Source organism: Streptomyces sp. NBC_00989, assembly GCF_045162655.1.
Taxonomy (GTDB): Bacteria; Actinomycetota; Actinomycetes; order Streptomycetales; family Streptomycetaceae; genus Streptomyces.
In genome coordinates this window covers 7,369,204-7,394,664 of the sequence record NZ_CP108728.1, presented here as the reverse complement: position 1 = coordinate 7,394,664, position 25,461 = coordinate 7,369,204, and the positions used below count along the sequence as shown (strand labels likewise).

Below are 25,461 nucleotides of genomic sequence, written 5' to 3'. Positions count from 1 at the left end.
CGTGCGTGGCGAGGAGGAGTTCATGACGGTGCTTCGACGGTGGTGCCCGAACTGTCACGGGTGGCAGGACTTCCAGAAGATGGCCGACGCCGAGAAGGCCGCCGTCCGTGAGGAGAAGGGGCCCCGGCACTACGTGGGCGATCTGTGGCGCTGCGCCGTCAAGGGCTGCGTGCGGTACCAGCCGGCGTACAACGCGCGAGGCGGCGGTGATCTCCCCGAGAAGTTCCGTGAGGAGAAGGCCGCCGCCCCGGAGTGAGCGCCGTCGTGCTTACAGGTTGCTGAAGTCCGGGCCCTTCGTGCGCGAGCGCTTGATCTCGTAGAAACCGGGGACCGAGGCGACCGCGATCGTGCCGTCCCAGAGGCGGGCCGCTTCCTCACCCTTGGGGGCGGGGGTGACGACCGGGCCGAAGAAGGCGATCTGCTCGCCGTCGGGGCCGGGGACGGCGATGACGGGGGTGCCGACGTCCTGGCCGACCTTGTCGATGCCCTCCTTGTGGGAGGCGCGCAGCTCGGCGTCGAACTCGAAGTCCTCCTGGTCGGCGTAGTCGATCAGGTCGGCGGGCAGGCCGACGTCCGCGAGCGCGCCGGCGACGGCCTCGATGGTCGGGCCCTCGCCGTTGTTGTGGATGCGGGTGCCGAGCGCGGTGTAGAGCGGGCCGAGGATGTCCGAGCCGTGCTTCTGCCAGGCGGCGGTGACCACGCGGATCGGCTTCCACGCCTTGGTCGCGAGCAGCTCGCGGTACTCCTCGGGCAGCTCGTCGAGCCGGGGCTCGTTGAGCACCGCCAGGCTCATGATGTGCCAGTGGACCTCGATGTCCCGGACCTTCTCCACTTCGAGCACCCACCGGGAGGTCATCCAGGCCCAGGGGCACAGGGGGTCGAACCAGAAGTCCACGGGGGTCTTGGCGGTCTCAGACATGACGCTCCTCGGAATACGGCCGTTTCCCCACGGCAACACCGCTCCTGCCCACCTCATTCCCGGGTGCCCGGCGTCAGGGGCACATGGCAGGATCGGCCCTGACCGCACAGCGAACGCCATCCGAGGGAGTGCCTCCGTGCCCGGTGAGAATCTGACCCGCGACGAGGCCCGTGAGCGGGCCGCCCTGCTGTCCGTCGACGGGTACGACGTGTCCCTCGACCTGCGCTCGGCGGTGGGTGACTCCGCCGGGGGCGAGGGCACCGCGGCGGGGCCGCGGACCTTCCGGTCCGTGACGACGGTCCGGTTCCGCTGCGCCGAGCCGGGCGCGGCGAGCTTCGCGGACCTGATCGCACCGGCCGTCACCGCCGTCTCGCTGAACGGCAAGGACCTCGACCCGGGCGCGGTCTTCGACGGCACGCGGATCCAGCTGGAGGACCTGGCCGCCGAGAACGAGCTGATCGTCGACGCGCAGTGCGCGTACTCGCGTACCGGCGAGGGCATGCACCGCTTCGTCGACCCCGAGGACGGCGAGATCTACCTCTACACCCAGTACGAGCCGGCCGACGCGCGCCGGGTCTTCGCCAACTTCGAGCAGCCGGACCTCAAGGCGCCGTTCCGCGCCGAGGTGCGGGCCCCCGAGGGCTGGACGGTGTGGAGCAACGGTGTCGGCGAACTGGCCGACGGTGTATGGAAGTTCGCGGAGACGAAGCCGATCTCGACGTACATCACGGCGTTCGCGGCGGGCCCGTACCACTACGTGACGGACTCCTACTCCCGTACCTTCGACGACGGTACGACGCTTCGGATCCCGCTCGGCGCGATGTGCCGCAAGGGTCTGGCGCCGTACTTCGACGCCGACGACGTGTTCCTGGTGACGAAGCAGGGGCTGGACTTCTTCCACGACCACTTCGACTACCCGTACCCGTTCGGGAAGTACGACCAGGCGTTCGTGCCGGAGTACAACCTCGGCGCGATGGAGAACCCGGGGCTCGTCACGTTCCGCGAGGAGTACATCTTCCGGGGGAAGGTGACGCGGGCGTCGTACGAGGGCCGGGCCAACGTCATCCTGCACGAGATGGCGCACATGTGGTTCGGCGACCTCGTCACCATGGAGTGGTGGGACGACCTGTGGCTGAAGGAGTCGTTCGCCGACTTCATGGGCACGTTCGCGAACGTCGGCGCGACCCGTTTCACCGACGCGTGGATCACCTTCGCGAACCGCCGCAAGGCGTGGGCGTACCGCGCGGACCAGCTCCCCTCCACGCACCCCATCACCGCCGACATCCGCGACCTCCAGGACGCGAAGCTCAACTTCGACGGCATCACGTACGCCAAGGGGGCTTCCGTACTGAAGCAGTTGGTGGCGTACGTCGGCCAGGACGCGTTCCTCGAGGGCGCGCGCCGCTACTTCAAGCGGAACGCGTACGGCAACACGCGCCTCGGTGACCTGTTGTCGGTGCTGGAGGAGACGAGCGGGCGGGACATGGCGTCCTGGTCGCGGTCGTGGCTCCAGACGGCCGGGGTCAACTCCCTCACTCCGCAGCTGGTGTTGGACGTGGAGGGCGGCCGTGTCGCCGAGCTGACCGTGCTCCAGGACGCGGCCGAGTCGCACCCCGAGCTGCGCCCGCACCGCGTGGTGGTGGGCCTCTACCGGATGGAGGGCAAGCGGCTCGTCCGGTACGAGCGGGCCGAGGTGGACGTCGACGGTCCGCGGACGGTCGTGGTGGAGCTGGCCGGTGCGGACGCCCCGGAGCTGGTGCTCGTCAACGACGACGACCTCACGTACTGCAAGACCCGCTTCGACGCGACCTCGCTGGCCACCCTGCGCGAGCACCTCGGCGCGCTCACCGACCCGATGGCGCGTGCGCTGTGCTGGTCGGCGCTGTGGAACATGACGCGGGACGCGCTGCTGCTGGCGCCCGACTTCATCGACCTGGTGGCGCAGTTCGGGCGCCGGGAGAGCGACATCGGTGTCCTCCAGATGCTGCACGCCTGGGCGAACTCGGCGCTGGTGAACTACTCGCCGCCGTGGTGGCGCGAGACCGGTGCGAAGATCCTGGCGCACATCGCGCTGCGGGATCTGCGGGACGCCGAGCCGGGCAGCGAGCAACAGCTGGCGTGGGCGCGTTTCTTCGCGTCGGTGGCGTCGGCGCCGGAGGAACTGGCGCTGCTGCACGCCCTGTTGGACGGTACGGAGAAGATCGAGGGCCTGGCCGTCGACCAGGAGCTGCGCTGGGCGTTCCTGGAGCCGCTGACCGCGCACGGCGCCGCCGACGAGGCCGTGGTCGCCGCCGAGCTGGCCCGGGACGACACCGCGTCCGGCAAGCGTCACCAGGTCCGCTGTCTCGCCGCCCGCCCCTCGGCGGCCGTCAAGGCGCAGGCGTGGGCGCAGGTCGTGGAGTCGGACGCGCTGTCCAACGCGCTGGTCGAGGCGACGATCGCGGGGTTCGCGCAGCCGTCGCAGCGGGAGTTGCTCGCGCCGTACACGGAGAAGTACTTCGCGGCGATCGAGCGGGTGTGGACGGAGCGGTCGATCCAGATCGGCGTGGACGTGGTGCGGGGGCTGTTCCCGGCGCATCCGGCCGCGGCGGACGCGCAGGCGACGCTGGACGCGACGGACGCGTGGCTGACGTCCCACGAAGGGGCGGCGCCGGCGCTGCGGCGGCTGGTGCTGGAGTCGCGGGACGACCTGGCGCGGGCACTGCGGGCGCAGGCTGCGGACAACGAGGGGCGGGGCGCTCAGGGCTGACCCTTGGCCTGCGATTGGCCTCTGAGTGACCGTTACTGAATACAGGTAATCGCAGCCGTAACCCCTGGTCCACCCCATCCGGACCAGGGGTTTTCGGCGCCTACTCGGCATCCGAACGCCTGTCCTTTAGTACCGCGTTGTCCGGATTTGTCGACGGGCGTGTAACAGCGGTTAGGGACCGGATCCGGCGCGGGAAACCCCGTTGCATGAACCACAACACCCCGCTCTCCCCCCGCCCCCTCAGCCACCTCTCCGAGGTGCACCGCCGCGTGTTGACGACGGCTCAGCTCCGGGCGCACGGCGTCCCGGCCGCCGAGGTGAACGAGCAGTGCCGTCCCGACGGGCCGTGGCAGCAACTCCTCCCCGGCGTCGTCCTGTTGCACTCCGGCCCGCCCACCGGCGAGGAGCGGCTGCACGCGGTGCTGATGTACGCGGCGCGGGAGCGGACGGCGGGGGTCCCGGTCCAGCCCGGCGCGGAGGGGCCGCACCGGCCGACGTACACGGAGACGATGCTCACGGGCCTGGCGGCGCTGACCCTGCACGGCTTCACGTCGGCGCCGGAGCTGCCCTCCCTCAAGCACATCGACGTCCTGGTCCCCCGGATGCGCCGGCTGCGCTCGACGGGCTGCGCGCGGATCGTCCGCACCGCGTCGCTCCCCGCCGCGCAGCAGGTGAAGGGTGTTCCGGTCGCCCCGGTGCCGCGGGCCCTCGCGGACGCGGTGGCCGAACTGTCGGACGCGAACGCGGTACGCGGGCTGCTCACCGAGGCGGTGCGCGGCGGGCACTGCGAACCGGCCGCGGTGGTACGGGAGTTGAACAACGCCAAGCTGCTGAGCCGCCCGCACGTGGTGGACGCGGTGGACTCGCTGCTGGCCGAGGGCCGCGCGATCGCGGAGGACCGGCTCTACCGGATGGTGAGCGAGCACGGCCTCCCCGACCCGGTGTGGAACGTCGACCTGCGCCTGCCCGGCGGCCCGCACCTGGGCGGCCTGGACGCGTACTGGCCCGAGCAGGCGGTCGCCGTGGAGCTGGACACCCGTGCACCGCGCCAGGACGAGGACGCGCTGTGGTCGGAGTACGCCCGCAAGCGCGAGCACCTGGAGCGGCTGGGCATCACGGTCGTCCACATCACCCCGAAGAAGCTCCGGGACGCGATGGAGCAGCAGGCGGCGGTGGTCCGTACGGCGCTCATGGCGTCGGCGGACCGCGATCCGGCCGCGTATGTCGTGGTGCTGCCCCGGTAGTGACGGACCGGGGCGGGATCAGGAGGGGAGAGGAGGGGCCACCGGGGGGTCGGTGGCCCCTCCTCCTATGTCCTCTCCTCCTATGTGCCTACAGGGGCTCGGGCAACGGCGGCGGGGCGGCGCTCGTCGTCGTGTGTCCCGCGTGGAGGCCGTCGATGAGGGCGGCGTAGGAGGCGATCATGCGCGTACGGCTGAAGCGTTCGCGGCTGCGGGCGTGGGCCTTGGCGAACTCCGCGCGGCCGACGACCGCCTCGGTCCAGGCCGACGCGACGGCGTCCGGGTCGGGGGGCGTGATGATGCCGTGCCCGGCGACGATGGACGCGCTGTCGCCGACGTCGGTGGCGACGGGTACGGCCCCGCACATCATGCCCTCGATCAGACAGAGGGGCGCGGCCTCGCCGAAGGACGACGTCAGCGCGACGACGTCCGACCCGGCGTAGACGGTCTCCATGTCCCGCCGTACGCCGAGGAGATGGAGCCGGCTGGTGAGTCGCTCCCGGTCCTCCCCGAAGGCGTCGTCGATGTCGGCGGAGAGGGCGGGCTGGTCGTGGCCGGTCATGCCCGCGCCGCACATGAGGACATGCCCGGCGGGTTCGCGCCGTAGCCACTCGTGGGCGGCGCGGAGGAAGAGCGGGATGTTCTTCATCGTGGCGTAGCGGGCCGCGAAGACGACGACGGGGGCGGTGTCCGGGACGCCGAGGGAGGCGCGCAGGGCGAGCCGCCGGGCGGGATCGGGACGGAAGCGGAGCAGGTCCACGCCGTTGGGGATGACGTGGAGGACCTCGGGCGGGATGCCGGCGGCCTGGTAGGCGTCGCGGGTGGACTCCGCGCAGCAGACGCAGGCGACGACCTTGCCGTCGGCGATGGCGGCTTTCAGTTCGTCGAGGGCGGTGCCCGAGTGTTCGGGGTCCGAACGGTGCAGGCACACGACGGCGGGGCGGCGGGGCAGGCCCGCCTGGTTGAGCAGCGAGAGCGGCTGCTCCTTGAGCGACAGGACGACGTCGGCGTCCGCCAGGGCGCGGGCGGCGTCGGCGAGTTCGGGCCCGGTGAACCCCACCGTGGCCTGGTCGTCACCGCCGCCGAAGCTGCGGCCGAGGGTGGAGACGCCGACGCCGGCCGCGGTCAGCTGTTGATAGCAGGCGTCGTTCTCCATGGCCTGCCGGGTTGCTTCTCGGTGTACTTCTCCGTGGATGCTGAGCACCGTATGGTGCTGGCCGCCCTCCACCAGTCCCAGTACGACGTCGCTGTGGACGATGCGGGCTCCTCCGGAGAAGAACCCCTCGTAGACCGACAGCACGTGCAGCTCGTGTCTAGCGCGCACACGACCACCCGCCTTGCGTATGAATCGAGCCATCCCCGTGAACAGCGGGTTAGCCGTTATGAGGCGGCACGGACATTTCGTCCGAATGAACTGGGCGTCTCGTGTCTGGGTCCGGTTGGTTATCCGGGGGTCAATTGGCCGCCGGCACCGGATAGCCGGGTACCGCGGGTAACGTAGTTTCGGCTCATGGTGTCCCTGTTCGCGATCTTCGGCCCACCCGTGATCAGCGTCTTCCTCGTCGCCTTCGGGGCGGTTCCGTACGCGTTGTGGGCGAGCAGGAGGAAGCCCTCGTGGCCGGCCCGTTGGGCGGTGATCGGGACGGGGGCCGCGATCATCGCCTACGGGGCCGGAACCGTTTACGGCCTCGCCTACACGAACCCGCTCGACGTGTGCGCGGACAGGGCCCCGGACGGCGTGCGCTCGCAAACCCCGGGCCACTTCACGCTCACATCGGTGCACGTGGACAGCTTCCCGCTGTCCGTCAGCTGCCACTGGAGCAGCGGGTACAGCACCGAGATGGTGTGGCCCTGGGCCTCGCCCCTGCTGTACGCGGGGCTGGCCTGCGCCGTCGGCTGCTCCGCTCTGCTCCTCGTCAACCGCCACAAGGACGGCAAGGCCCCTCGCGGTATCGAGCTGGACGCGTAGACGGCTCCCGGCCTCGACACCGGCCCTGTTCCCGTCGGTCAGGCCGCCGTGCGCTCCCCGGCCGGACGCCTGCGCAGCCCGGACCGCTGGACGGCCGGCGGGGCGTACGCCATGTCGAGCGTGCCGACGTCCGTGCCGGGCGGCACCAACTCGTCGATCGCGTCGAGGAGTTCGTCGGACAGGACGGTCTCCGCGCCCGCGAGCAGGTCGTCGAGGTGGGCCATCGTGCGGGGGCCGATGATCGCCGAGGTGACGCCGGGGTGGGCGATCGCGAAGGCCATGGCCAGGTGGGTGAGCGGGAGCCCCGCCTTCTCGGCGAGGGCCACGAGCTCCTCGACCGTGTCGAGGCGGTGTTCGTCGGCGAGGTGCTTGAAGCCGAAGGCGGAACGGTGGGTGTCGGCCTGCCGGTCCTTGCGGTAGCGGCCGGTGAGCAGGCCGCCCGCCAGCGGGCTGTAGACCAGCGCGCCCATGCCGTAGCGCTCGCAGACGGGCAGTACCTCGCGCTCGATACCCCGGTTGAGGATCGAGTACGTCGGCTGCTCCGTGCGGAAGCGGACCAGGCCGCGTCGCTCCGCCACCCACTGCGCCTCGACGATGTCCGAGGCGGGGAAGGACGACGTGCCGACCGCCCTCACCTTGCCCGCGCGCACCAGGTCCGTGAGGGCCGAGAGGGTCTCCTCCACGTCCGTGTCCGGGTCGGGGCGGTGGATCTGGAACAGGTCGACGTGGTCGGTCCCGAGACGGCGCAGGGAGTCCTCCAGCGCGCGGACCAGCCAACGCCGGGAGTTTCCACGCTCGTTGGGGTCGTCGCCCATCGGGAGGTGCGCCTTCGTCGCCAGTACGACGTTGTCGCGGCGGCCCTTGAGCGCCTTGCCGACGATCTCCTCGGACTCGCCGCGCGAGTAGGCGTCGGCGGTGTCGACGAAGTTGACGCCCGCGTCCAGCGCCTTGTGGATGATCCGGACGGAGTCGTCGTGGTCGGGGTTGCCGATCGCGCCGAACATCATCGCGCCCAGGCAGTAGGGGCTGACCTTGATGCCGGTGCGGCCCAGTGTGCGGTAGTGCATGGCTCTCCTCAGGAGGACAGGGAAGCGGAACAAGGTTCCGGAACAGCATATGGAACCTTGTTCCGCTTACGCAAGCGAGCCCGCCCACGGCGCCCTTACTTGCCGCAGAACTCCCCCACCACCACCGCCCCCGCGTCCCCCGACCAGTCCCCGTTGAAGTTGAACGCCAGGGAATGCCGCCCGTCCGCCGTCGTCACCGCCACGGACGACGAACCGTGGATGCCGCCGTCGTGGCCCCAGACATGGACGCCGCAGGGCAGGGTGATGTCGGCGAGGCCCAAGCCGTAGCGCGTGGCGTCGCCGCCCTCGCCCGTCGCCACCGTCGTCTTCATCTCCTTCAGCTGCTTCGGCGGCAGCAACTCGCCCCGCAGCAGCGCCCCGTAGAAGCGGTCCAGGTCGGAGGAGTCGGAGATCAGTGAGCCCGCCGAAGAAGCGATGCTCGGGTTCAGGTTCGTGACGTCGTACGTCGGGCCCGTCGGTGTTCGTGCCAGCTTGCTGTACGCGTGGCCGCTCGGTTGCGGGACCGTGACTCTCGTGCCTGGGAGTGAAGTCGCCTTCAGGTGAAGGGGGTTGATGATGCGGCGGCGGATCTCCGACTCGTACGAGTGGCCCGTGACCTTCTGGATCACCATCCCGGCGAGTACGTAGTTCGTGTTGGAGTAGTTCCACGACGTGCCCGGGGCGAAGTCCGGCTTGTGGGACATCGCGATCGCCACCAGGTCGGCCGCGGTCTTCGTGTCGTAGCGGTGCTGGAAGAAGCCGTCCCTGGTGAAGTACGCGGTGCCGAAGTCGTCGTCCGCCGTGTAGTTGAAGATGCCGCTGGTGTGGTTGAGGAGCTCGCGGAGGGTGATCTTGGTGCCGTCGTGGCCGTTGCCGTGGACCACGCCCGGCAGCCATTTCTCCACCTTGTCGTCCAGCGACAGGCGTCCCTCCGCCTCCAGTTGGAGGATCACCGTCGACACGAACGTCTTGGTGATGCTGCCCACCCGGTAGCGGTCGTCGGCCGAACGCGGCTTGCCGGTGCGGAGGTTGCCCACACCGGCTGTCGTCGACCAGGTGCCGCGGCGGTCCTTCACCGTCGCCGTGACGCCGGGGACGCCGATGTCGACGGCCGCCTGGACGGCCTTACGGGTGGCGGTGTGGTCCTGGCCCTTTCCGACGGGCTCCGCCGCCGTCGCGGGTCCCGCCAGGGCGACGGACAGCGCCACCGCCGTCGTCGCCATGAGTGCCGTACGAACTCTCATGCCTTCCCCCTTCGTCGAGCCCGGTTCGGCTCGGTCGGGGGGAGGGACCCGAGGGCATGTGGCCAAGGTTGCCCGGGTGTACGCCAGTTGAGTGAGTTTCAGCCCTTCTTCAGGAGCAGCTCCGTGTTGCGGTCCCTCGCGGCGCCGCCCAGCGCCGTGCTGGAACCCGGTGCGTTGTACGACAGTTCGCGGTACAGGGCGCCGAGGCCGGTCTGAGTGAGGTCGGAGAAGTCGGTGCGGTGCGGGGCCGCGGACTCGATGAGCGTGGTGAAGAGGGAGAGCGTGCCGTCCTTGTTGTCCACCAGCTCGATGACGCGGGCGAGTTGGGGATAGTCGACGTGCGAGGCGGTGGAGATCTCCCAGAAGCTGCGGCCGTCGGGCGCCGCGTGCGGGGTGATGACGTTGCGGTGGATGTGGCCGTTGACCCAGGCCAGCACGTTGGGGTGGCTGCCGAGCAGGGCGACGACCGCCGAGCCCTCGTAGCGGCGCTCGGTGGGGTGGGCCGGGTCGGGGCGGGTGTTGTCCATCGTGTCGCTGGTGTGGTGGCTGAAGATCACCGCGTACGAGTCCTTGTTGTCGCGGAGTGTCTTGTCGAGCCACCTCAACTGCGTTGCCCCGATGGACCCTTCGTAGTGGCCGCCCGCGTCCGTGGTGTCGAGGCTGATGCCGATCACGTCGTCGGCGATGCGGAACGCGTAGTACTGGGTGCCCGCGTCGACGTTCGCGGAGGAGTAGCCGTGGCCGACCGGGCCGAGGCCCTGGTAGGCCGGGTCGAGGTGGGCCTTGAGGTATTCGGCGGAGGTGTAGGGGGCGCGGGTCTCGTCCGGCGTGATCGAGCGCGCGGAGCGGGCGTGCGCCTTGAGGAAGTCGCGGTAGCCGGTGCCCTTGGGGTCCTTGGCGTCCCGGATCGAGTTCTGCAGCTTCTTCGCCTCGGCCGCCGTCGCCGTCATCAACTTCTTGCCGCCGATGGCGAGTTCGGTGAGGTACGGGTCCGCGTGCGAGCCGAAGCAGCCGAGCGGGAGCGCGTCGTGGTTGCCGACCGTCGAGTACCAGGGCAGGTTGAGGCCGGGGCTGCGGACCTCGCGGATCGCGGCGGCCAGGAAGCCCTTGAGGTGCGGGAAACCGACCTGCTTGTCGCCGTCGCGCAGCGTGGAGTCGGGCTGCCAGTACAGCTTGAGGCCGCTGTTCATGACGCCCTCGTAGTGGCGCGGGTCGCCGGTGTTGGGGGTGAAGCGCCCGCCGCTCATGATCTTCATGAACCAGTCCAGCTCGGACTTGGCGTTGTTGTCCGTGTTGTCGCCGGTGGTCATCACGAAGTGCAGCGGGGAGCCGGTGACCGGGGCACCGCGCAGCGCGTTGACCCGCTCGACCAGCGAGATCCCGCCCTGCACGGTCAGCGCCTCGTGCGGGCGCCACGCGTGCTTGTCGGTCGAGCGCAGGTACTCCAGGCGCAGCGGGTGCTGGGTGTCCATCAGGTGCAGGTCGGTGAACTGCACGAACGACGCGAGTGCCGTACGGCGGCCCGCGCGCCCGGACTTGGCGGCGGCGAGGTCGGCGCGTACGACGCGCTTCCACCCGGCGCCGTCGCCGAGCCGGCGGTAGCCGGAGTGGGTGCGCGGGGCGGCGACCGTGGCGAGGGTGGTGCCCTTGGTGTACGGGGTGAGGGGTGCGGCCGGCGCCGGGCGGGAGTGCGCGACGGGCGCCTCGGCGGCGGCGTTGGCGGCATCGACGGTTGCGGTGGCGGCCTGGCTGTCGGTGGGCCGTAGGGCGTATCCGACGCCCGCGGAGACGGACACGGCCGCGGTGGCGGCGAGGACGGTACGGCGGTTGACCCCCAGCGCGGAGCTGGCGACAGAGCGTGTGCGCGACATGGCGCGATCTCCCCGAGTACGAACTGCGTCGGCAGTGGTCGCGGGTGTTCGCGGCGATCGGTTTTCGATCGCGGTCGCGAACTTCCCGCTCGTACTGGATGCTTGGCATCGGGGATGACCTGCGCGTAAACGAGACGGCAACGCGTGGCGCCGATCACCGTACGTGGATCTTGGCGCCCCCTGTGCGTTCGTGAACGCTCGTCGAGCCGCCTGGAAGCGGCTACTCCGTGTTCATCTGCCGGGGTACTGAAGCTATTCCGGAGCCGATCCGGAGCTATTTCGGGGAGTGCTCGACCCGTCCGACCGCCGGCCGCTCCCGCCACAGCCGCAGCGCCACGTCGATCAACCGGACCCGGGTCAGGCCGGGTACGTCGTCCAGCGGATGCCAGGCGGCCATGTCGGTGGACCCGCCGATCTCGTCGCGCAGCTCGCCGCCGACGATCCTGGCCTCGTAGACGATCCGGACGCCGTGGTGGTCCACCTTGCGCCGGTAGCTCCACGGGATGACATGGTGGATCGAGTCCATGCCGAGGAGACCGGTGACCTCGATGTGGTAACCGGTCTCCTCCTCCAGCTCCCGTACGACCGTGTCGTTCGGGTGCTCGCCGTGGTCCATGCCGCCGCCGGGCAGCACCCACTCGTAGCCCCCGCCCGCTGCCGGTGACCGGGCGAGCAGGAGCTGTCCGTCCCGGACGCAGACGGCGTAGGCGGCGACTCTCAGCTTCTTGCGCATCCGGCAGACATTAATGTGCCGGGTCCGGATTGGCAGGTGAGTATTCGGGCGCGGACCAGCGCAGTGGGATCGCGGCGGCGCTCTCGACTACCTCGGTGACGGCGAAACGCACCCTGCGCTCCCCGTCCTCGTCGAACTCCGTCCTTGCCTCGCCGGTGAGTTGGAGGGTCGTGCCCGTGGTCCAGTCGAGGAAGAGGAGTCCCGCGCGCGGGTCGGCGAGCAGGTTGCCCAGGCTCAGGAACATGGCGTTGCCCGTGTAGTCCGGCCAGACCAGTTCGCGGGGTGAAGTCACTTGTACGAAGCCCGGGTTGCCGCCCCGGTGGCTGGCGTCGGCGCCGTGCTCGTGGACGGTGGCGAGGAAGAAGGTGTCGGCCGCCGCGATGAACTCGGCCTGGGAGGTGGTCAGTTCGGTGCTGTGCCGGAGCGGGTCGGGCTCGCGGTCGGCGACCGTCTCGTAGGACTCTCTCCGCTGGATGTACTTGGGGCAGTTGGAGAACACCCGCTCCGCCTCGATCGCCAACCCCCGTGCCGTACGCCGGAGTCGGCCGTCGACTCGCATACGGCGGCGGGTGCGGGGGTCGAGGGCGATCGTGCCGACCGGGAGGTCCCGCGCCTCGGCGAGGGCCGGGGTCAGGGGGTCGGTGGGGCGGGTGCCGCCGGTGATCGAGATCTGGTGCGGGCCCGTCGCGCGTACGAAGCCGGCGGCGCCGGTGAGCGGTGAGGCCCACACCCGGCCCGTCGCGGGGTCGGCGGCGCCCAGGATCAGGAGGGGCTGGAGTTCGAGGAAGGCGGCGGCCACGGGCTTGATGCCCTGGCCGATGATCCGGCCGACGTGGTCGGCGAATTCACGCACCCCCACCCGGTCCTGCACGGCGCGGGAGCCCGCGTGATAGGCGCCCATGGCCTCAGTGGCTTCCACGGCTAGAAGAAGCCGCAGGTCGGGGCGTCGGCGTTCGGGGCCGGGGCGTCCTCCGCGCCGGCCGGCACCGAGATCTCCAGGCGGGTGCCGTCCGGGTCGTGGAAGAAGATGCCGCCCGAGGCCGCGCCCTCGCGGTGGGCGACCACGCCCTCGTACGCGAACTCGGCGCCATAGGCCTTGAGCGCCTCCTCGTACCGCTGGACCCGCTCGATCGAGTCGGCCGCGAACGCCAGGTGGTGCAGGCCGGCGCGGTCGCTGTCGTACGGCCCCCGCGCCTGCTGCCAGAGGGTGAGGACGGGGCGGCCGTCGCCGTCGCCGTCGCCCAGGAACGCGTAGCGGCGGTCGTCGTCCTTGCCCTCGGCGAGGACCGCGAAGCCGAGGACGTCGCGGTAGAAGGCGAGCGAACGGTCGAGGTCGGTGACGTTCAGGCCGACGTGGCCGGTGTGCAGGGTCATGAAGAGCCTTCCTCCGATATAACCGTTGTCGATGATGTTAGTGGTTAGAATCGACCGGGTCAACCGTTCACGTAGTCTTGACCGGTTAGATCAGAAGGGAGCTTCTCCATGACCACCAGCCCGGACCCCCGGCCGCTCATCGGCGAGCCGCTCGCCCTCGACCTGCTCAACACGCGGTGGATGCGGGACGGGACGATGCAGGACCTGCTCTCCAGCCCCGGCGGGCTCGCCGTATGGCTCGGCTCGACCGGGCTCGACAAGCGGTTCGAGGCGAACCCGGTCACCCTGCTGCACACCACGATCGCGCGCGACGCGCTGCACGCGGCGGTGGACGGCTCCCGCACCGAGGACCTCGACCTCGTCCTCGACCAGGGCCGGATCCGGGCCACGCTCACCGCCGAGGGCCCCGGCGAGATCCCCGAGTTCGGCGACCCCCGGTGGGGCCCCGGCTGGCTCGCCGCCCGCAACTACCTGGAGCTGCTCGCCACCGCCCCCGACCGCATCCGCCGCTGCGCCCACGAGGCGTGCGTCCTGCGCTTCTTCGACACGTCGAGGAACGGCACCCGCCGCTGGTGCTCGATGGCGGCCTGCGGCAACCGCGCGAAGGCGTCCCGCCACTACGCACGTTCGAACCCGCGGAGCGAATAGGGGGTTTTCCCCATACGTTCATAGCGTTTCGGTCAACACTTCCCAAACAACCGTCCCTTGGGTAAAGCTGTGCCCTCGTCCGGCACTGGATTCTTCACCTACAAGGGATGCCGATGACCCTCTCCCACCAGAGACGCGTGGCCCGAATATCCGTGGCCGCCGGTCTCGTCGCCGCGCTCTCCGCGGCCGGGCCCATACCCATGGCCTTCTCCGCCGACGCACCGTCCGCGACCACACCCGCGGACGGCACCGTCAAGTCCGCCGCCGCCAAACTCGGTTCGGACGACGCCGATCTGCTCGCCACGGCCAAGGCCGACGGCGACAAGAACGTCACGATGATGATCGCCACCGCGCCGGGCGCGACCGAGCAGGTCGCCCAGCAGCTGGACGCGGTCAAGGGCGGCTCCGTGGGCCGCACCTACGACAAGCTCGGCTACGTCCGCGCCACCGTCCCGACCGGCAAGGCGGACTCGGCGATCGCCGCCGCCGCGAAGCTGTCCTCGGTGCACGCCATCGACCTCCGGCAGGAGATCGCCCTCGACGATCCGACGCCGAGCGCGGACACCGCGAAGGCCGCCAAGAGCGCCAACAAGGCCACGGCGACGAAGACTTACCCGGCGCCGAACAAGAACACCCCCGCCGAGAACCCGTACAACCCGTCCTTCGAGACGGGCGCCATCGACTTCGTGAAGAAGAACCCGAAGGCGGACGGCCGCGGCATCACCATCGGCATCCTCGACTCCGGCGTCGACCTCGGCCACCCGGCGCTGCAGAAGACCACCACCGGCGAGCGCAAGATCGTCGACTGGGTCACCTCGACCGACCCGATCGTCGACGGCGACCAGACCTGGCGCCCGATGATCACGGCCGTCTCCGGCCCCAACTTCACCTACGGCGGCCTGAGTTGGACGGCGCCGGCGGGGTCGTACGAGATCAGCACGTTCAAGGAGTCGTACACCACCGGCGGTGACGCGGCGGGTGACGCGAACCGTGACGGGGACACCACCGACTCGTGGGGCGTCCTGTACGACCCGGCGGCCGGCACGGTGACGGTCGACCTGAACAACAACCACGACTTCGCCGACGACGCGCCGATGAAGCCGTACAAGGACGGTTACCAGGTCGGCTACTTCGGTACCGACAACCCGGCGACGGACGTCGTCGAGCGGCAGCCGTTCGTGGTGCAGATCAGCAAGGACGTCCCCATGGACCCGTACGGCGGGTCCTGGGTCGGCAAGACGGCCGACTTCGTCAACATCGGCGTCATCGAGTCCGAGCACGGCACGCACGTCGCCGGCATCACCGCGGCGAACGGCCTGTTCGGCGGCAAGATGAACGGCGAGGCGCCGGGCGCCAAGCTCGTCTCCTCGCGCGCCTGCACCTGGTCCGGCGGCTGCACCAACGTGGCGCTCACCGAGGGCATGATCGACCTCGTCGCCAACCGCGGTGTCGACATCGTCAACATGTCGATCGGCGGCCTGCCCGCGCTGAACGACGGCAACAACGCGCGCGCCGAGCTGTACACGCGCCTCATCGACACCTACGGCGTGCAGCTCGTGATCTCGGCCGGCAACTCCGGTCCGGGCGCCAACACGATCGGCGACCCCGGCCTGGCCGACAAGGTGATCTCGGTCGGCGCCTCGATCTCGAAGGAGACGTGGGCGGCCAACTACGGCTCGCAGGTGGAGAAGAAGTACCAGCTGCTGCCGTTCTCCTCGCGCGGTCCGCGTGAGGACGGCGGCTTCACGCCGACGCTCGTCGCGCCCGGCGCCGCGATCAACTCGACCCAGACCTGGCTGCCGGGTTCCCCGGTCCCCGAGGCGGGTTACACGCTGCCGGCCGGCTACTCGATGCTCCAGGGCACCTCGATGGCCTCCCCGCAGGCCGCGGGCGCCTCGGCGCTGCTGCTGAGCGCCGCGAAGCAGAAGCACATCGCCCTCACCCCGGCGACCCTGCGCACGGCGCTGACCTCAACGGCCGATCACATCAAGGGTGTTCAGGCGTACGAGGAGGGCGCGGGCCTCATCAACATCGTGGACGCGTGGAAGTCCATCAAGGACGACGCCACGGCGCACGAGTACACGGTGAAGGCCCCGGTCGACACCGCGATCGACTTCGCGCTCAAGACGCCCGGCTTCGGCACCGGTCTCTACGACCGCGAGGGCGGCCTCAAGGCCGGCGCGAAGAAGACGTACGACGTCACCATCACGCGAACCACCGGTGCGGACAAGGCCGTTCGGCACGAGCTGCACTTCGAGAACAACGCCGGTGACACCTTCCGGATCGTCGGCTCGGACGAGGTCAAGCTCCCGCTGAACCAGCCGGTCACCGTCAAGGTGCAGGCGGCGCCCAGGAGTTCGGGCATCAAGAGCGCGATCCTGGAGGTCGACGACCCGAAGACCGAGGGGATCGACAAGCAGATCCTCACCACGGTCGTGGTCGCGTCGCCCGTCAACTACACCTACTCCACCGCGAGTTCGGTGCAGCGCAACAGCACGCAGTCGTACTTCGTGACCGTCCCCGAGGGCGCCAAGGCCCTTGAGGTCGCGATCGGCGGGCTGAAGGACAAGAGCCAGACGCGGTTCATCTCGATCCACCCGTACGGCGTTCCGGTCGAGGACACCGGCACCCCGTACTGCTACAACAACTACCTGGACGGCAACGGCTGCAAGCCCGACGTCCGGTCGTACGCCGACCCGCAGGCCGGCGTCTGGGAGATCGAGGTCGAGGCGCGCCGCACCTCGCCGCTGCTCGACAACCCGTACAAGCTGGACGCCACCGTTCTCGGCGCGGCCTTCGACCCGGAGACCGTGACCGTGCCCGAGGCGAAGGTCGGCGTCCCGGCCACCGCCTCCTGGAAGGTGACGAACAACTACGCGGCCCTCACCGGCACGTTGAAGGGCGGCCCGCTCGGCTCCTCGCTGAGCGCGCGGCCCACCATCACCGAGGGCGTCACCCAGACCACCACGGTCGACGTCCCCGCCGGCGCCACCTCCCTGGACGTCGCCATCGGCAACGTCTCGGACACGGCGGCCGACCTGGACCTGACGGTGTACAACTCCGCCGGAGGCGTCGTCGGCCAGTCCGCCGACGGCGACTCGGAGGAGGCGGTCTCGGTCGCCAACCCGGCCGCCGGCACCTACACGGTCGAGGTCGTGGGCTACTCGGTGCCGTCGGGCTCGACCGCGTACGACTACCGGGACGTGTTCTTCTCCCCGGCGCTCGGCACGGTCACCGTCGACGGTGCGACGCCGGTGAAGCTCGCCACGGGCGCCTCGGCGACCGTCTCCGGCAGCGTCACCGCCCTGGCCCCCGCTCCCGCGGGACGCGAGTTCTTCGGCCAGGTCCAGCTGGTCAACGCGCGCGGCACGGTCGCGGGCCTGGGCAGCGTGAAGATCGAGAAGGTCACGTCGTAGCACCACAGGCGACAACCGGGGCGGGCGTCCGTACGGGCGCCCGCCCTTCTCGTTGTCAGCCGGTCGGGCAGGTGGTGGTGCCGGGTGCGGCCAGCGCCTCGACGATCGCGGCACTGTCCGTGGCGACCGCCTCGTCGCCGACGGTCCAGAGGGTCGCCGTGTCCGAGCCCTTCGGGACCCCGACCAGCACGTGCTGCCCCTGGCGCGGCGCCGGCTGCGCCCCCGCGGCCAGCACGACCGTGACGTCGGCCGGGCCGTGGGCGGGCCGGTAGGAGCGGGTGACGGCGAGCGTGATCCGTTTGCGGGGGTCGGAGCCCGGCTTCACCTCGGTCACCGTCCCCTCGACGAGGAGGCGGGAGCAGGCCACGTACAGCTCCGGGTCGAACAGCGCGCCCGGGGCCGCTGAGCCCGTCTCCGGCGCCGAGCCGGTGCTGGTCTTCGCCCCCTGGTCCGCGCTGCTGCTGGAGTCGGCGTTCATGCCCCCGTTGTGCGCGGCCAGCCAGGAGAGCCCGGTGATCATCGTGGCGACGACCGCCAGCGCGAGGCTGCCGTAGGCGAGGGCGCGCAGGCCGGGGTGGCGGCGGGCGGGGCGCACCCCCCGCACCGGCTTCGGCGCTGACTTCGGCGCCGACTTCGGCTTCGGCTTCCGCCTCGGTGCGGCTTCAGGTTCCGGTCGCGGTTCGGCGAGCGCATGGCCGATGAGCCCCAACTGCTCCCTCAACAGCGCCACTTCGGCCGTGGCGATGGTGTGCTCGGCCATGAACCCGGCGTCCGCGCGGGCCGCGTCCGGCAGGGGCTCGTCCGTGATCGCGGCCATCAGCGCGTCCATGCCGGCGTACTCGTTGCCGTCGTACTCGTTCTCATCCCGTTCGGCGGTCACGTCACACCACCTCGTCCTCGTGCAGGCGGTCGCGCAGGGCGCGGACCGCGGAGTGCAGCCGGCTCTTGACCGTGCCTTCCGGGATGCCGAGTTCCTCGGCGATCCCGCGCACGGGCAGGTCGGCGAAGAACCGCAGGACGAGGACCTGACGCTGCTGGTCGGGCAGTTCGTCCAGGCCCTGCGCCACCGCCATGGACAGGACACTCGTGTCCTCGCCCGAGGGGTGCTCCAGCTGGCGCAGGGAGGCCAGCCGCTCCCCCACCCGCTCCTGACGGCGCTTGGCGCGGTGCCAGTCCATGGCGAGGTTCGAGGCGACGACCGCCGCCCACGCCGAGACGTCGCGCGGCGCCTCGTCGCCCTTCGCCGCCCGCTCCAGCAGCCGCAGCCGTACCTGCTGGACGCCGTCCGGCAGATCCGTCTGCGGCACCCCGCCGAGCGCGAGCACCGCCCGCACCCGCCGTTCCTGGGCCGCGTCCAGAGGATCGTCGTCCTCCTGGACCCGGCGGGCCTTTCTGCGCAGCACAAGCCACCCCCCTCACCGCGTTTCCTCTACGACGCCACAGGGCCCGGAAACGTTCGGCGGAGCCCGGAAACGGTCGGAGGCGTACGTCACACCGGCCCGGGCGGCGTCCCACTCCTCGGGCATGCGCGGCAAAGAATTGGACAGGCGCACCAGGATCGGCAGGATGATGGAAAAGCCGCAGACGTACAGGAACAGGTAAGGGAGTCGCTGTGAGGGTCGGAATCGTCGGAGCCACCGGTCAGGTCGGCACGGTCATGCGCAGGATCCTCGTGGAGCGGAACTTTCCGGTCACCGAGCTGCGTCTGTTCGCCTCGGCCCGTTCGGCGGGGACGGTCCTGGACGGCGTGACGGTGGAGGACGCGGCGACCGCGGACTACTCCGGGCTGGACATCGTGCTGTTCTCCGCGGGCGGCGCGACCTCGAAGGCGCTGGCCGAGAAGGTCGCCTCGCAGGGCGCGGTCGTCATCGACAACTCCTCCGCCTGGCGCAAGGACCCGCAGGTCCCGCTGGTCGTCTCGGAGGTGAACCCGCACGCGATCATCGACCGCCCCAAGGGCATCATCGCCAACCCGAACTGCACGACGATGGCCGCGATGCCGGTCCTGAAGCCGTTGCACGCGGAGGCGGGCCTTGAGGCGCTGGTCGTCGCCACGTACCAGGCGGTGTCCGGTTCCGGTCTTTCCGGTGTGGCCGAGTTGCACGGGCAGGCGCTGAAGGTCGTCGCCGACGCGGACAAGCTGACCCACGACGGCGGCGCGGTCGACTTCCCCGAGCCGCAGGTCTACAAGCGGCCCATCGCCTTCAACGTGCTCCCCCTCGCGGGTTCGATCGTCGACGACGGTCTGCACGAGACCGACGAGGAGCAGAAGCTCCGCAGCGAGTCCCGCAAGATCCTGGAGATCCCGGAGCTCAAGGTCTCCGGCACCTGCGTCCGCGTCCCGGTCTTCTCCGGGCACTCCCTCCAGGTCAACGCCCGTTTCGCCCGCCCCGTCTCGGTCGAGCGCGCGACGGAGCTGCTCGGCGGCGCCCCGGGTGTCGCCCTGACCGACATCCCGACCCCTCTCCAGGCGGCCGGCCAGGACCCGTCCTTCGTCGGCCGCATCCGCGCCGACGAGACGGTCGAGCACGGACTGGCCCTGTTCATCTCCAACGACAACCTCCGCAAGGGCGCTGCGCTGAACGCGGTGCAGATCGCGGAGCTGGTGGCGGTGGAACTGAAGGGCTGACGCCGGGTGCGTGGGGCGGCGGGGGCGGGTTTTCTTCGCCCCCGCCGCCCCTGCCCGTCCCATCCCTCTGGGGCTCCGCCCCGGACCCCGCTCCTCAAACGCCGGAGGGGCTGAGTTTGGGTCGCTGTACCTCGTAGAGGAAGCAGCCGTACTCGACGGCCCGGACGTGGACCAGCGCCACGGACGGGTCGTCGAAGGCCCTCTGGAAGGCGTCGTCGAGGGTGCCGGCCAGCTCGCCGCCCAGGATGTGGCCCTCGGCCGAGTAACGCCGGACCGTGCGGTGGGCGTTCGCGAAGGGATACCCGGAGCCGGCCGCGGGCCCCGCGCACTCCTCCGCGTGGATGAACACCGGGCCCTGCTCGTCGTACGCCCCCGGTTGCGCGCCCGTTTCCGCAGCCCAGCGGCGCAGCGGGGCGTACGAGACGAGGGCGATCCGCTCCCCCGGATCGCTGCGGCGCAGGCAGCAGCGGAGCGGAGCGCCTCCCTCCTTATCGAGTACGGGAACCATTCGGCGCCCCGCATCGTCAGCAGAGCGCAGCTCCTTCAGGACCGTGGGGTCGATGGGTCGTGCCGTGTACGTCGTCATGGACCCAGGCTCGCGCTCGTCCGCCCCGCTCACCGGCGGGAACCGGACATCGCGTTCTCCGCAGGTCCCGTGGAAGGATGGCGCAACCCACACATAACGAGGAGATGACCGCGTGCCTGGCACAAACCTGACTCGCGAAGAGGCGCAGCAGCGGGCAACGCTGCTCACCGTTGACTCGTACGAGATCGATCTCGACCTCTCCGGCGCGCAGGAGGGCGGGACCTACAGGTCCGCGACGACGGTGCGCTTCGACGTAGCGGCGGCCGGTGCCGAAGGCGGTGCCGCGTCCTTCATCGACCTGGTGGCCCCGACGGTCCACGAGGTGACGCTGAACGGCGACCCGCTCGACCCCGACGAGGTCTTCAAGGACTCGCGGATCGCCCTGGCCGGGCTGTTGGAGGGACCGAACGTCCTGCGCGTGGTCGCCGACTGCGCCTACACCAACACCGGTGAAGGGCTTCACCGGTTCGTCGACCCCGTCGACCAACAGGCGTACCTGTACACCCAGTTCGAGGTGCCGGACGCGCGCCGCGTGTTCGCGTCCTTCGAGCAGCCGGACCTCAAGGCCACCTTCCAGTTCACCGTGAAGGCGCCCTCCGGCTGGACCGTCGTCTCCAACTCCCCGACGCCCGAACCCCGGGACGACACCTGGGTGTTCGAGCCGACGCCGCGCATCTCGACGTACATCACCGCGCTGATCGTCGGGCCGTACCACTCCGTCCACAGCGTGTACGAGAAGGACGGGCAGAGCGTGCCGCTGGGCATCTACTGCCGGCCCTCGCTCGCCGAGTACCTCGACTCGGACGCGATCTTCGAGGTCACGCGGCAGGGATTCGACTGGTTCCAGGAGAAGTTCGCCTACGCGTACCCCTTCAAGAAGTACGACCAGCTGTTCGTCCCGGAGTTCAACGCGGGCGCGATGGAGAACGCGGGCGCGGTGACCATCCGCGACCAGTACGTGTTCCGGTCCAAGGTGACCGACGCCGCGTACGAGGTGCGCGCGGAGACGATCCTGCACGAGCTGGCCCACATGTGGTTCGGCGACCTCGTCACCATGGAGTGGTGGAACGACCTGTGGCTGAACGAGTCGTTCGCCACGTACACCTCCATCGCCTGCCAGGCGTACGCGCCCGACTCGCGCTGGCCGCACTCGTGGACCACGTTCGCCAACTCGATGAAGACGTGGGCGTACCGGCAGGACCAACTCCCGTCCACGCACCCGATCATGGCCGAGATCCGCGACCTGGACGACGTCCTCGTCAACTTCGACGGCATCACGTACGCCAAGGGCGCGAGCGTCCTGAAGCAGCTCGTCGCGTACGTCGGCATGGACGAGTTCTTCGCGGGCGTCCAGGCGTACTTCAAGCGTCACGCGTACGGCAACACGCGCCTGTCCGACCTGCTGGGCGCGCTGGAGGAGACCTCCGGCCGTGACCTGAGCGCCTGGTCGAAGGCGTGGCTGCAGACCGCCGGCATCAACATCCTGCGCCCGGAGATCGAGACGGACGCGGACGGCGTCATCACGGCCTTCGCGATCCGCCAGGAGGCCCCGGCGCTGCCCGCCGGCGCCAAGGGCGAGCCGACGCTCCGCCCGCACCGCATCGCGGTCGGCCTGTACGAACTCGACGAGGACACCGGCAAGTTGGTCCGCGACGAGCGCGTCGAGCTGGACGTGGACGGCGAACTCACCGCCGTACCGCAGCTGGTGGGCAAGCGTCGTCCGGACGTGGTGCTGCTCAACGACGACGACCTGTCGTACGCGAAGGTCCGCCTCGACGAGCAGTCCCTCGCGTTCGTCACCGAGCACCTCGGCGACTTCGAGTCCTCACTGCCCCGCGCCCTGTGCTGGGCCTCGGCCTGGGACATGACCCGGGACGCCGAACTCGCCACCCGTGACTACCTGTCGCTCGTCCTGTCGGGCATCGGCAAGGAGTCCGACATCGGCGTCGTGCAGTCGCTCCAGCGGCAGGTGAAGCTGGCGATCGAGCTGTACGCCGACCCGGCCACCCGCGACGCCCTGCTCACCCGCTGGACGGACGCCACGCTGGCGCACCTGCGTTCCGCCGAGGCGGGCGGCGACCACCAGCTGGCCTGGGCGCGGGCGTTCGCGGCGACCGCGCGCACCCCGGAGCAGGTGGACCTGCTGGACGCCCTCCTGGACGGCGCGACGACGATCGAGGGTCTTGCCGTCGACACCGAGCTGCGCTGGGCGTTCGTCGAGCGGCTCGTGGCGGTCGGGCACTTCGACGAGGAGGACATCGCCTCCGAGCACGAGCGGGACAGGACGGCCGCCGGTGAGCGCCACGCGGCGACCGCCCGTGCCGCCCGCCCGACCGCGGAGGCGAAGGCGGAGGCCTGGGCGCAGGTCGTCGAGTCCGACAAGCTTCCCAACGCCCTTCAGGAAGCGGTGATCTCGGGCTTCGTCCAGACCGACCAGCGCGAACTGCTGGCGCCGTACACGGAGAAGTACTTCGCCGCCGTCAAGGAGGCCTGGGACACCCGTTCGCACGAGATCGCCCAGCAGATCGCGGTCGGCCTCTACCCGTCGATCCAGGTCTCCCAGGACACCCTGGACCGCACCGACGCCTGGCTGACGACCGCCGAGCCCAACGCGGCCCTGCGCCGCCTGGTCTCGGAGTCCCGCTCGGGCGTCGAGCGCGCCCTGAAGGCCCAGGCCGCGGACACGGCCGCCTCGTAACCGGTTCTACGACGACGAAGGGCGCCCGGTGATCCGCCGGGCGCCCTTCGTCGTCCCCTCCGTCCGGGACCGTCCCGGTCAGCCCGGGAACATCCCGCCGGTGACGTTCACGAACGTGCCGGTGATGCTCGCCGCGTGGTCCGAGGCGAGGAAGACGGCGGTCGCGGTGATCTCCGCGAGGGTGGGGTTGCGGCGGGTCATGCGCAGGCTCGACAGGTGGTCGAGGATGCCCTGGATCGCCGCCTCGTTGAGGTCGGGGTTGACCTTGCCGAGCTTCTCGACCGTGAGGGTCTCGGGGATGCCGGCGGCCCACAGCCCTACGGCGCGCACCCCGCGCGGGCCCAGTTCCATCGCCAGGTTGCGCACCAGGCTGTCCGTCGCCGCGTCGGCGGGACCGGTGCCGCCCATCATCGGACTGCCGTGCGCGGAACCGCTGTTGAGGGTGAGGACGACACCGCTGCCGCGTTCGGCCATGCGGCGGGCGGCGGCGCGGGCGGTGATGAAGTTGGCGCGGGTGCCGTTGATCACCGGCGCCAGGAAGGCGTCGACGGGCATGTCGGTGATCGGCAGTCCCTGGACGTCGCCGCGCGAGACGAGGTTGAAGGACACGTCGATGTCGCCGACGCGGGCGAGGTGTTCCTCCACAGCCGTCTCGTCGAGGGCGTCGACGACGGCCACCTCGACGTCCTTGGCACCGGCGTCCTTGATGGGGGCGGCCACGGCCTCCAGCGTCTCCCGGGTGCGTCCCACGAGGTGGACGCGGGCTCCCTCGGCGGCGAAGGCGCGGGCGACCGCACCGCCGATCGAGCCGCCGGCGCCGTAGATGACCGCGGTCTTGTCGGTGAGCAGCATGGTGATCTCCTTGCGGGTCGTGATGTTCGTGTCGTTCGTGTCGGCAGTACAGACGCACAAGGAGCCCACCACTCATCGCTCACCGCTCACCGCCCGTCGGTCACAGCCGCAGGGGCAGTCCGAAGGCCGGGAACAGGTGCGGTTCGAAGGAGGTGATCTCGGCGATCCGGTCGTCGGCGTCGAAGCGGAGCACGTCGAGGACCTGGGCGCGGTAGACGGTCGTACCGGGGCGGCGGACGTAACCCCCGGCCGCCAGCTGGCCGTTGGCGCGGGCGGGCAGGTGGCGCCAATGTCCCAGGAACATGGGCGAGTCGGCGTCGAGGCTGACACTCAGGAACTCCACGAGCGCGTCCCGGCCGGTGAACCAGAACGGGTTCGGCGGCATGGTGAGCGTGACGTCCTCGCTGAGCAGCGCGGCGACCTCGGACAGGTCGAGGCTCTCGGCGGCGGCCATGTACCGCTTGACGACGGTGCGTTGGTGCTCGGTGGGCTCGGCGGTCGTCCAGTCGGCGCGCCGGCCGGGCAGCCGGTCGCGCAGGGTGGGGCGGGCGCGTTGCAGCGCGCTGTTGACCGAGGCCACGGTCATGTCGAGCGCCTCGCCGGTCTCCACGGCGGTCAGCCCGAGCACGTCCCGCAGCACCAACACCGCGCGCTGGCGCGGCGGGAGATGCTGGACGGCGGCCAGAAAGACCAGTTCGAGGGTCTCGCGGGAGACCGCGGCGGCCTCCGGCTGCTCCTCGGCGGAGGGCAACTCGTCGTCGGGGTACGGCTGTAGCCACGTGATACGGGCGGGTGGCTCCCCGCCGCCGTGGTTCATGCCGGGCAACGGTTCGTAGCGCTTCGGGCGGCGGGCCGTACGGCGCTGGAAGTCCAGGCAGGCGTTGGTGGCGATGCGGTACAGCCAGGTGCGGGCACCGGCCCGGCCCTCGAAGGTGTCCCGGGCCCGCCAGGCCCGCAGGAACGTCTCCTGCACCAGGTCCTCGGCGTCGTCGTACGACCCGGTCATGCGGTAGCAGTGGACCTGGATCTCCCGGCGGTGGGACTCGACGAGGGCTGCGAAGTCGCCTTCTTCGACGGGGACTTGGGGTTCCGTGACGGGGAGGCTTCCCGTGACGGCTGGGCTTTCCGTAACGGACGTGGGCGTGACGGATTCCTGAGCGGTGTCCCGCGCCGTACGCGCCACCCGCCGGAGCCGCGCGACGGACGACGACAGTTCCGTCACGCCGGAGTAGAAGACGGAAGGCGGCTGCGGCACCAGCTCCTCCACCCGCCGTCCGATCTCCCTGATCAGCCCGTCGACACCGGTCCCGTCGACCCCTTCGCTCCCCTGCCGGTCCCGGTAGGCCTTCTGCCGGCAGGCGGCGGAGCAGTACACGGAACGCCGGCCGGTACGGCCCGCCCGTGCGGTGAGCGGCTTGCCACAACTGGGGCAGAACTCTGCGGCCACGAGCGCCTCCGGCCTTGC

General features: G+C 70.6%; 21 protein-coding genes. 8 read left to right on the top strand and 13 right to left on the bottom strand.

The features are described 5' to 3' along the window. Positions 1-22 precede the first annotated feature (22 nt). Positions 23-256 carry a hypothetical protein gene (locus OG714_RS32980; protein ID WP_406126499.1) on the top strand — a complete coding sequence of 78 codons (234 nt, stop codon included), beginning with the start codon at positions 23-25 and terminating at the stop codon, positions 254-256. A 12-nt stretch (positions 257-268) separates the two neighbouring features. Here the strand turns inward: OG714_RS32980 and OG714_RS32975 are convergent, their stop codons facing one another. Beyond that, positions 269-919 (bottom strand): disulfide bond formation protein DsbA, encoded by a 651-nt coding sequence (locus tag OG714_RS32975; RefSeq protein ID WP_406126498.1) that lies wholly within the window; start codon positions 917-919, stop codon positions 269-271. 136 nt (positions 920-1,055) lie between these two features. On the opposite strand from OG714_RS32975, the gene pepN (OG714_RS32970) reads away from it, so the two are divergent. Then, positions 1,056-3,668 carry an aminopeptidase N gene (gene pepN, locus OG714_RS32970; protein ID WP_406126496.1) on the top strand — a complete coding sequence of 871 codons (2,613 nt, stop codon included), beginning with the start codon at positions 1,056-1,058 and terminating at the stop codon, positions 3,666-3,668. A 206-nt stretch (positions 3,669-3,874) separates the two neighbouring features. After that, positions 3,875-4,912, top strand: a complete 1,038-nt coding sequence (locus OG714_RS32965) for a hypothetical protein (protein ID WP_406126495.1) — start codon at positions 3,875-3,877, stop codon at positions 4,910-4,912. Between the two features lie 88 nt (positions 4,913-5,000). Here OG714_RS32965 and OG714_RS32960 read toward each other — a convergent pair whose 3' ends face one another. Next, positions 5,001-6,209, bottom strand: a complete 1,209-nt coding sequence (locus OG714_RS32960; protein WP_406132040.1) for a glycosyltransferase — start codon at positions 6,207-6,209, stop codon at positions 5,001-5,003. 210 nt (positions 6,210-6,419) lie between these two features. Here OG714_RS32960 and OG714_RS32955 point away from each other — a divergent pair, with 210 nt between their 5' ends. After that, positions 6,420-6,878 carry a hypothetical protein gene (locus tag OG714_RS32955; protein ID WP_406126493.1) on the top strand — a complete coding sequence of 153 codons (459 nt, stop codon included), beginning with the start codon at positions 6,420-6,422 and terminating at the stop codon, positions 6,876-6,878. A gap of 38 nt (positions 6,879-6,916) precedes the next feature. Here OG714_RS32955 and OG714_RS32950 read toward each other — a convergent pair whose 3' ends face one another. From OG714_RS32950 to OG714_RS32925, 6 genes are all read right to left on the bottom strand, one after another. Continuing rightward, positions 6,917-7,945, bottom strand: a complete 1,029-nt coding sequence (locus OG714_RS32950) for an aldo/keto reductase (protein ID WP_406126491.1) — start codon at positions 7,943-7,945, stop codon at positions 6,917-6,919. A 95-nt stretch (positions 7,946-8,040) separates the two neighbouring features. Then, positions 8,041-9,189 carry a serine hydrolase domain-containing protein gene (locus tag OG714_RS32945; RefSeq protein ID WP_406126489.1) on the bottom strand — a complete coding sequence of 383 codons (1,149 nt, stop codon included), beginning with the start codon at positions 9,187-9,189 and terminating at the stop codon, positions 8,041-8,043. 98 nt (positions 9,190-9,287) lie between these two features. Continuing rightward, positions 9,288-11,060, bottom strand: coding sequence for a TIGR03767 family metallophosphoesterase (locus tag OG714_RS32940; protein WP_406126487.1), 1,773 nt, complete (start codon positions 11,058-11,060; stop codon positions 9,288-9,290). A gap of 274 nt (positions 11,061-11,334) precedes the next feature. Beyond that, a complete protein-coding gene (locus tag OG714_RS32935) occupies positions 11,335-11,793 on the bottom strand; it encodes an NUDIX hydrolase (protein ID WP_406126485.1) in 459 nt (152 codons plus the stop codon). A gap of 10 nt (positions 11,794-11,803) precedes the next feature. Beyond that, positions 11,804-12,694, bottom strand: a complete 891-nt coding sequence (locus tag OG714_RS32930) for a pyridoxamine 5'-phosphate oxidase family protein (RefSeq protein WP_406132039.1) — start codon at positions 12,692-12,694, stop codon at positions 11,804-11,806. A gap of 20 nt (positions 12,695-12,714) precedes the next feature. Further along, positions 12,715-13,167 carry a VOC family protein gene (locus tag OG714_RS32925; RefSeq protein WP_406126484.1) on the bottom strand — a complete coding sequence of 151 codons (453 nt, stop codon included), beginning with the start codon at positions 13,165-13,167 and terminating at the stop codon, positions 12,715-12,717. A 108-nt stretch (positions 13,168-13,275) separates the two neighbouring features. Here OG714_RS32925 and OG714_RS32920 point away from each other — a divergent pair, with 108 nt between their 5' ends. Both OG714_RS32920 and OG714_RS32915 read left to right on the top strand, forming a co-directional pair. Next, complete coding sequence (locus OG714_RS32920; protein ID WP_406126482.1) at positions 13,276-13,815, top strand: CGNR zinc finger domain-containing protein; 540 nt, start codon at positions 13,276-13,278, stop codon at positions 13,813-13,815. A gap of 113 nt (positions 13,816-13,928) precedes the next feature. Beyond that, positions 13,929-17,231: a S8 family serine peptidase gene (locus tag OG714_RS32915; RefSeq protein WP_406126480.1), complete on the top strand. Its 3,303-nt coding sequence runs from the start codon at positions 13,929-13,931 to the stop codon at positions 17,229-17,231. Between the two features lie 55 nt (positions 17,232-17,286). On the opposite strand, the gene OG714_RS32910 is transcribed toward OG714_RS32915, so the two are convergent. Both OG714_RS32910 and OG714_RS32905 read right to left on the bottom strand, forming a co-directional pair. Further along, on the bottom strand, positions 17,287-18,111 hold the full coding sequence (locus OG714_RS32910) for a hypothetical protein (RefSeq protein WP_406126478.1): 825 nt from the start codon (positions 18,109-18,111) through the stop codon (positions 17,287-17,289). A gap of 1 nt (position 18,112) precedes the next feature. Further along, entirely contained in the window at positions 18,113-18,634 is a 522-nt protein-coding gene (locus tag OG714_RS32905; protein ID WP_406126476.1) for a sigma-70 family RNA polymerase sigma factor, read from the bottom strand. Between the two features lie 209 nt (positions 18,635-18,843). Here OG714_RS32905 and OG714_RS32900 point away from each other — a divergent pair, with 209 nt between their 5' ends. Continuing rightward, on the top strand, positions 18,844-19,860 hold the full coding sequence (locus OG714_RS32900; protein WP_406126474.1) for an aspartate-semialdehyde dehydrogenase: 1,017 nt from the start codon (positions 18,844-18,846) through the stop codon (positions 19,858-19,860). A gap of 94 nt (positions 19,861-19,954) precedes the next feature. On the opposite strand, the gene OG714_RS32895 is transcribed toward OG714_RS32900, so the two are convergent. Continuing rightward, positions 19,955-20,446, bottom strand: coding sequence for a DUF1203 domain-containing protein (locus tag OG714_RS32895; protein WP_406126472.1), 492 nt, complete (start codon positions 20,444-20,446; stop codon positions 19,955-19,957). A 112-nt stretch (positions 20,447-20,558) separates the two neighbouring features. Here OG714_RS32895 and pepN (OG714_RS32890) point away from each other — a divergent pair, with 112 nt between their 5' ends. Then, positions 20,559-23,144, top strand: a complete 2,586-nt coding sequence (pepN, locus tag OG714_RS32890; protein WP_406126470.1) for an aminopeptidase N — start codon at positions 20,559-20,561, stop codon at positions 23,142-23,144. A 78-nt stretch (positions 23,145-23,222) separates the two neighbouring features. On the opposite strand, the gene OG714_RS32885 is transcribed toward pepN (OG714_RS32890), so the two are convergent. Next, complete coding sequence (locus OG714_RS32885) at positions 23,223-23,996, bottom strand: SDR family NAD(P)-dependent oxidoreductase (protein ID WP_406132037.1); 774 nt, start codon at positions 23,994-23,996, stop codon at positions 23,223-23,225. Positions 23,997-24,096: 100 nt separating this feature from the next. Beyond that, positions 24,097-25,443 (bottom strand): sigma-70 family RNA polymerase sigma factor, encoded by a 1,347-nt coding sequence (locus OG714_RS32880; RefSeq protein ID WP_406126468.1) that lies wholly within the window; start codon positions 25,441-25,443, stop codon positions 24,097-24,099. Positions 25,444-25,461 lie beyond the last annotated feature (18 nt).

Excerpts from the sequence above, each read along its gene's own strand:
- OG714_RS32885 (WP_406132037.1), bottom strand. The coding sequence starts at position 23,996 with ATGCTGCTCACCGACAAGACCGCGGTCATCTACGGCGCCGGCGGCTCG.
- OG714_RS32955 (WP_406126493.1), top strand. The coding sequence starts at position 6,420 with ATGGTGTCCCTGTTCGCGATCTTCGGCCCACCCGTGATCAGCGTCTTC.
- OG714_RS32930 (WP_406132039.1), bottom strand. The coding sequence starts at position 12,694 with ATGGGCGCCTATCACGCGGGCTCCCGCGCCGTGCAGGACCGGGTGGGG.
- OG714_RS32940 (WP_406126487.1), bottom strand. The coding sequence starts at position 11,060 with ATGTCGCGCACACGCTCTGTCGCCAGCTCCGCGCTGGGGGTCAACCGC.
- OG714_RS32915 (WP_406126480.1), top strand. The coding sequence starts at position 13,929 with ATGACCCTCTCCCACCAGAGACGCGTGGCCCGAATATCCGTGGCCGCC.
- OG714_RS32920 (WP_406126482.1), top strand. The coding sequence starts at position 13,276 with ATGACCACCAGCCCGGACCCCCGGCCGCTCATCGGCGAGCCGCTCGCC.
- OG714_RS32980 (WP_406126499.1), top strand. The coding sequence starts at position 23 with ATGACGGTGCTTCGACGGTGGTGCCCGAACTGTCACGGGTGGCAGGAC.
- OG714_RS32925 (WP_406126484.1), bottom strand. The coding sequence starts at position 13,167 with ATGACCCTGCACACCGGCCACGTCGGCCTGAACGTCACCGACCTCGAC.
- OG714_RS32895 (WP_406126472.1), bottom strand. The coding sequence starts at position 20,446 with ATGACGACGTACACGGCACGACCCATCGACCCCACGGTCCTGAAGGAG.
- OG714_RS32950 (WP_406126491.1), bottom strand. The coding sequence starts at position 7,945 with ATGCACTACCGCACACTGGGCCGCACCGGCATCAAGGTCAGCCCCTAC.
- OG714_RS32935 (WP_406126485.1), bottom strand. The coding sequence starts at position 11,793 with ATGCGCAAGAAGCTGAGAGTCGCCGCCTACGCCGTCTGCGTCCGGGAC.
- OG714_RS32965 (WP_406126495.1), top strand. The coding sequence starts at position 3,875 with ATGAACCACAACACCCCGCTCTCCCCCCGCCCCCTCAGCCACCTCTCC.
- OG714_RS32945 (WP_406126489.1), bottom strand. The coding sequence starts at position 9,189 with ATGAGAGTTCGTACGGCACTCATGGCGACGACGGCGGTGGCGCTGTCC.
- OG714_RS32975 (WP_406126498.1), bottom strand. The coding sequence starts at position 919 with ATGTCTGAGACCGCCAAGACCCCCGTGGACTTCTGGTTCGACCCCCTG.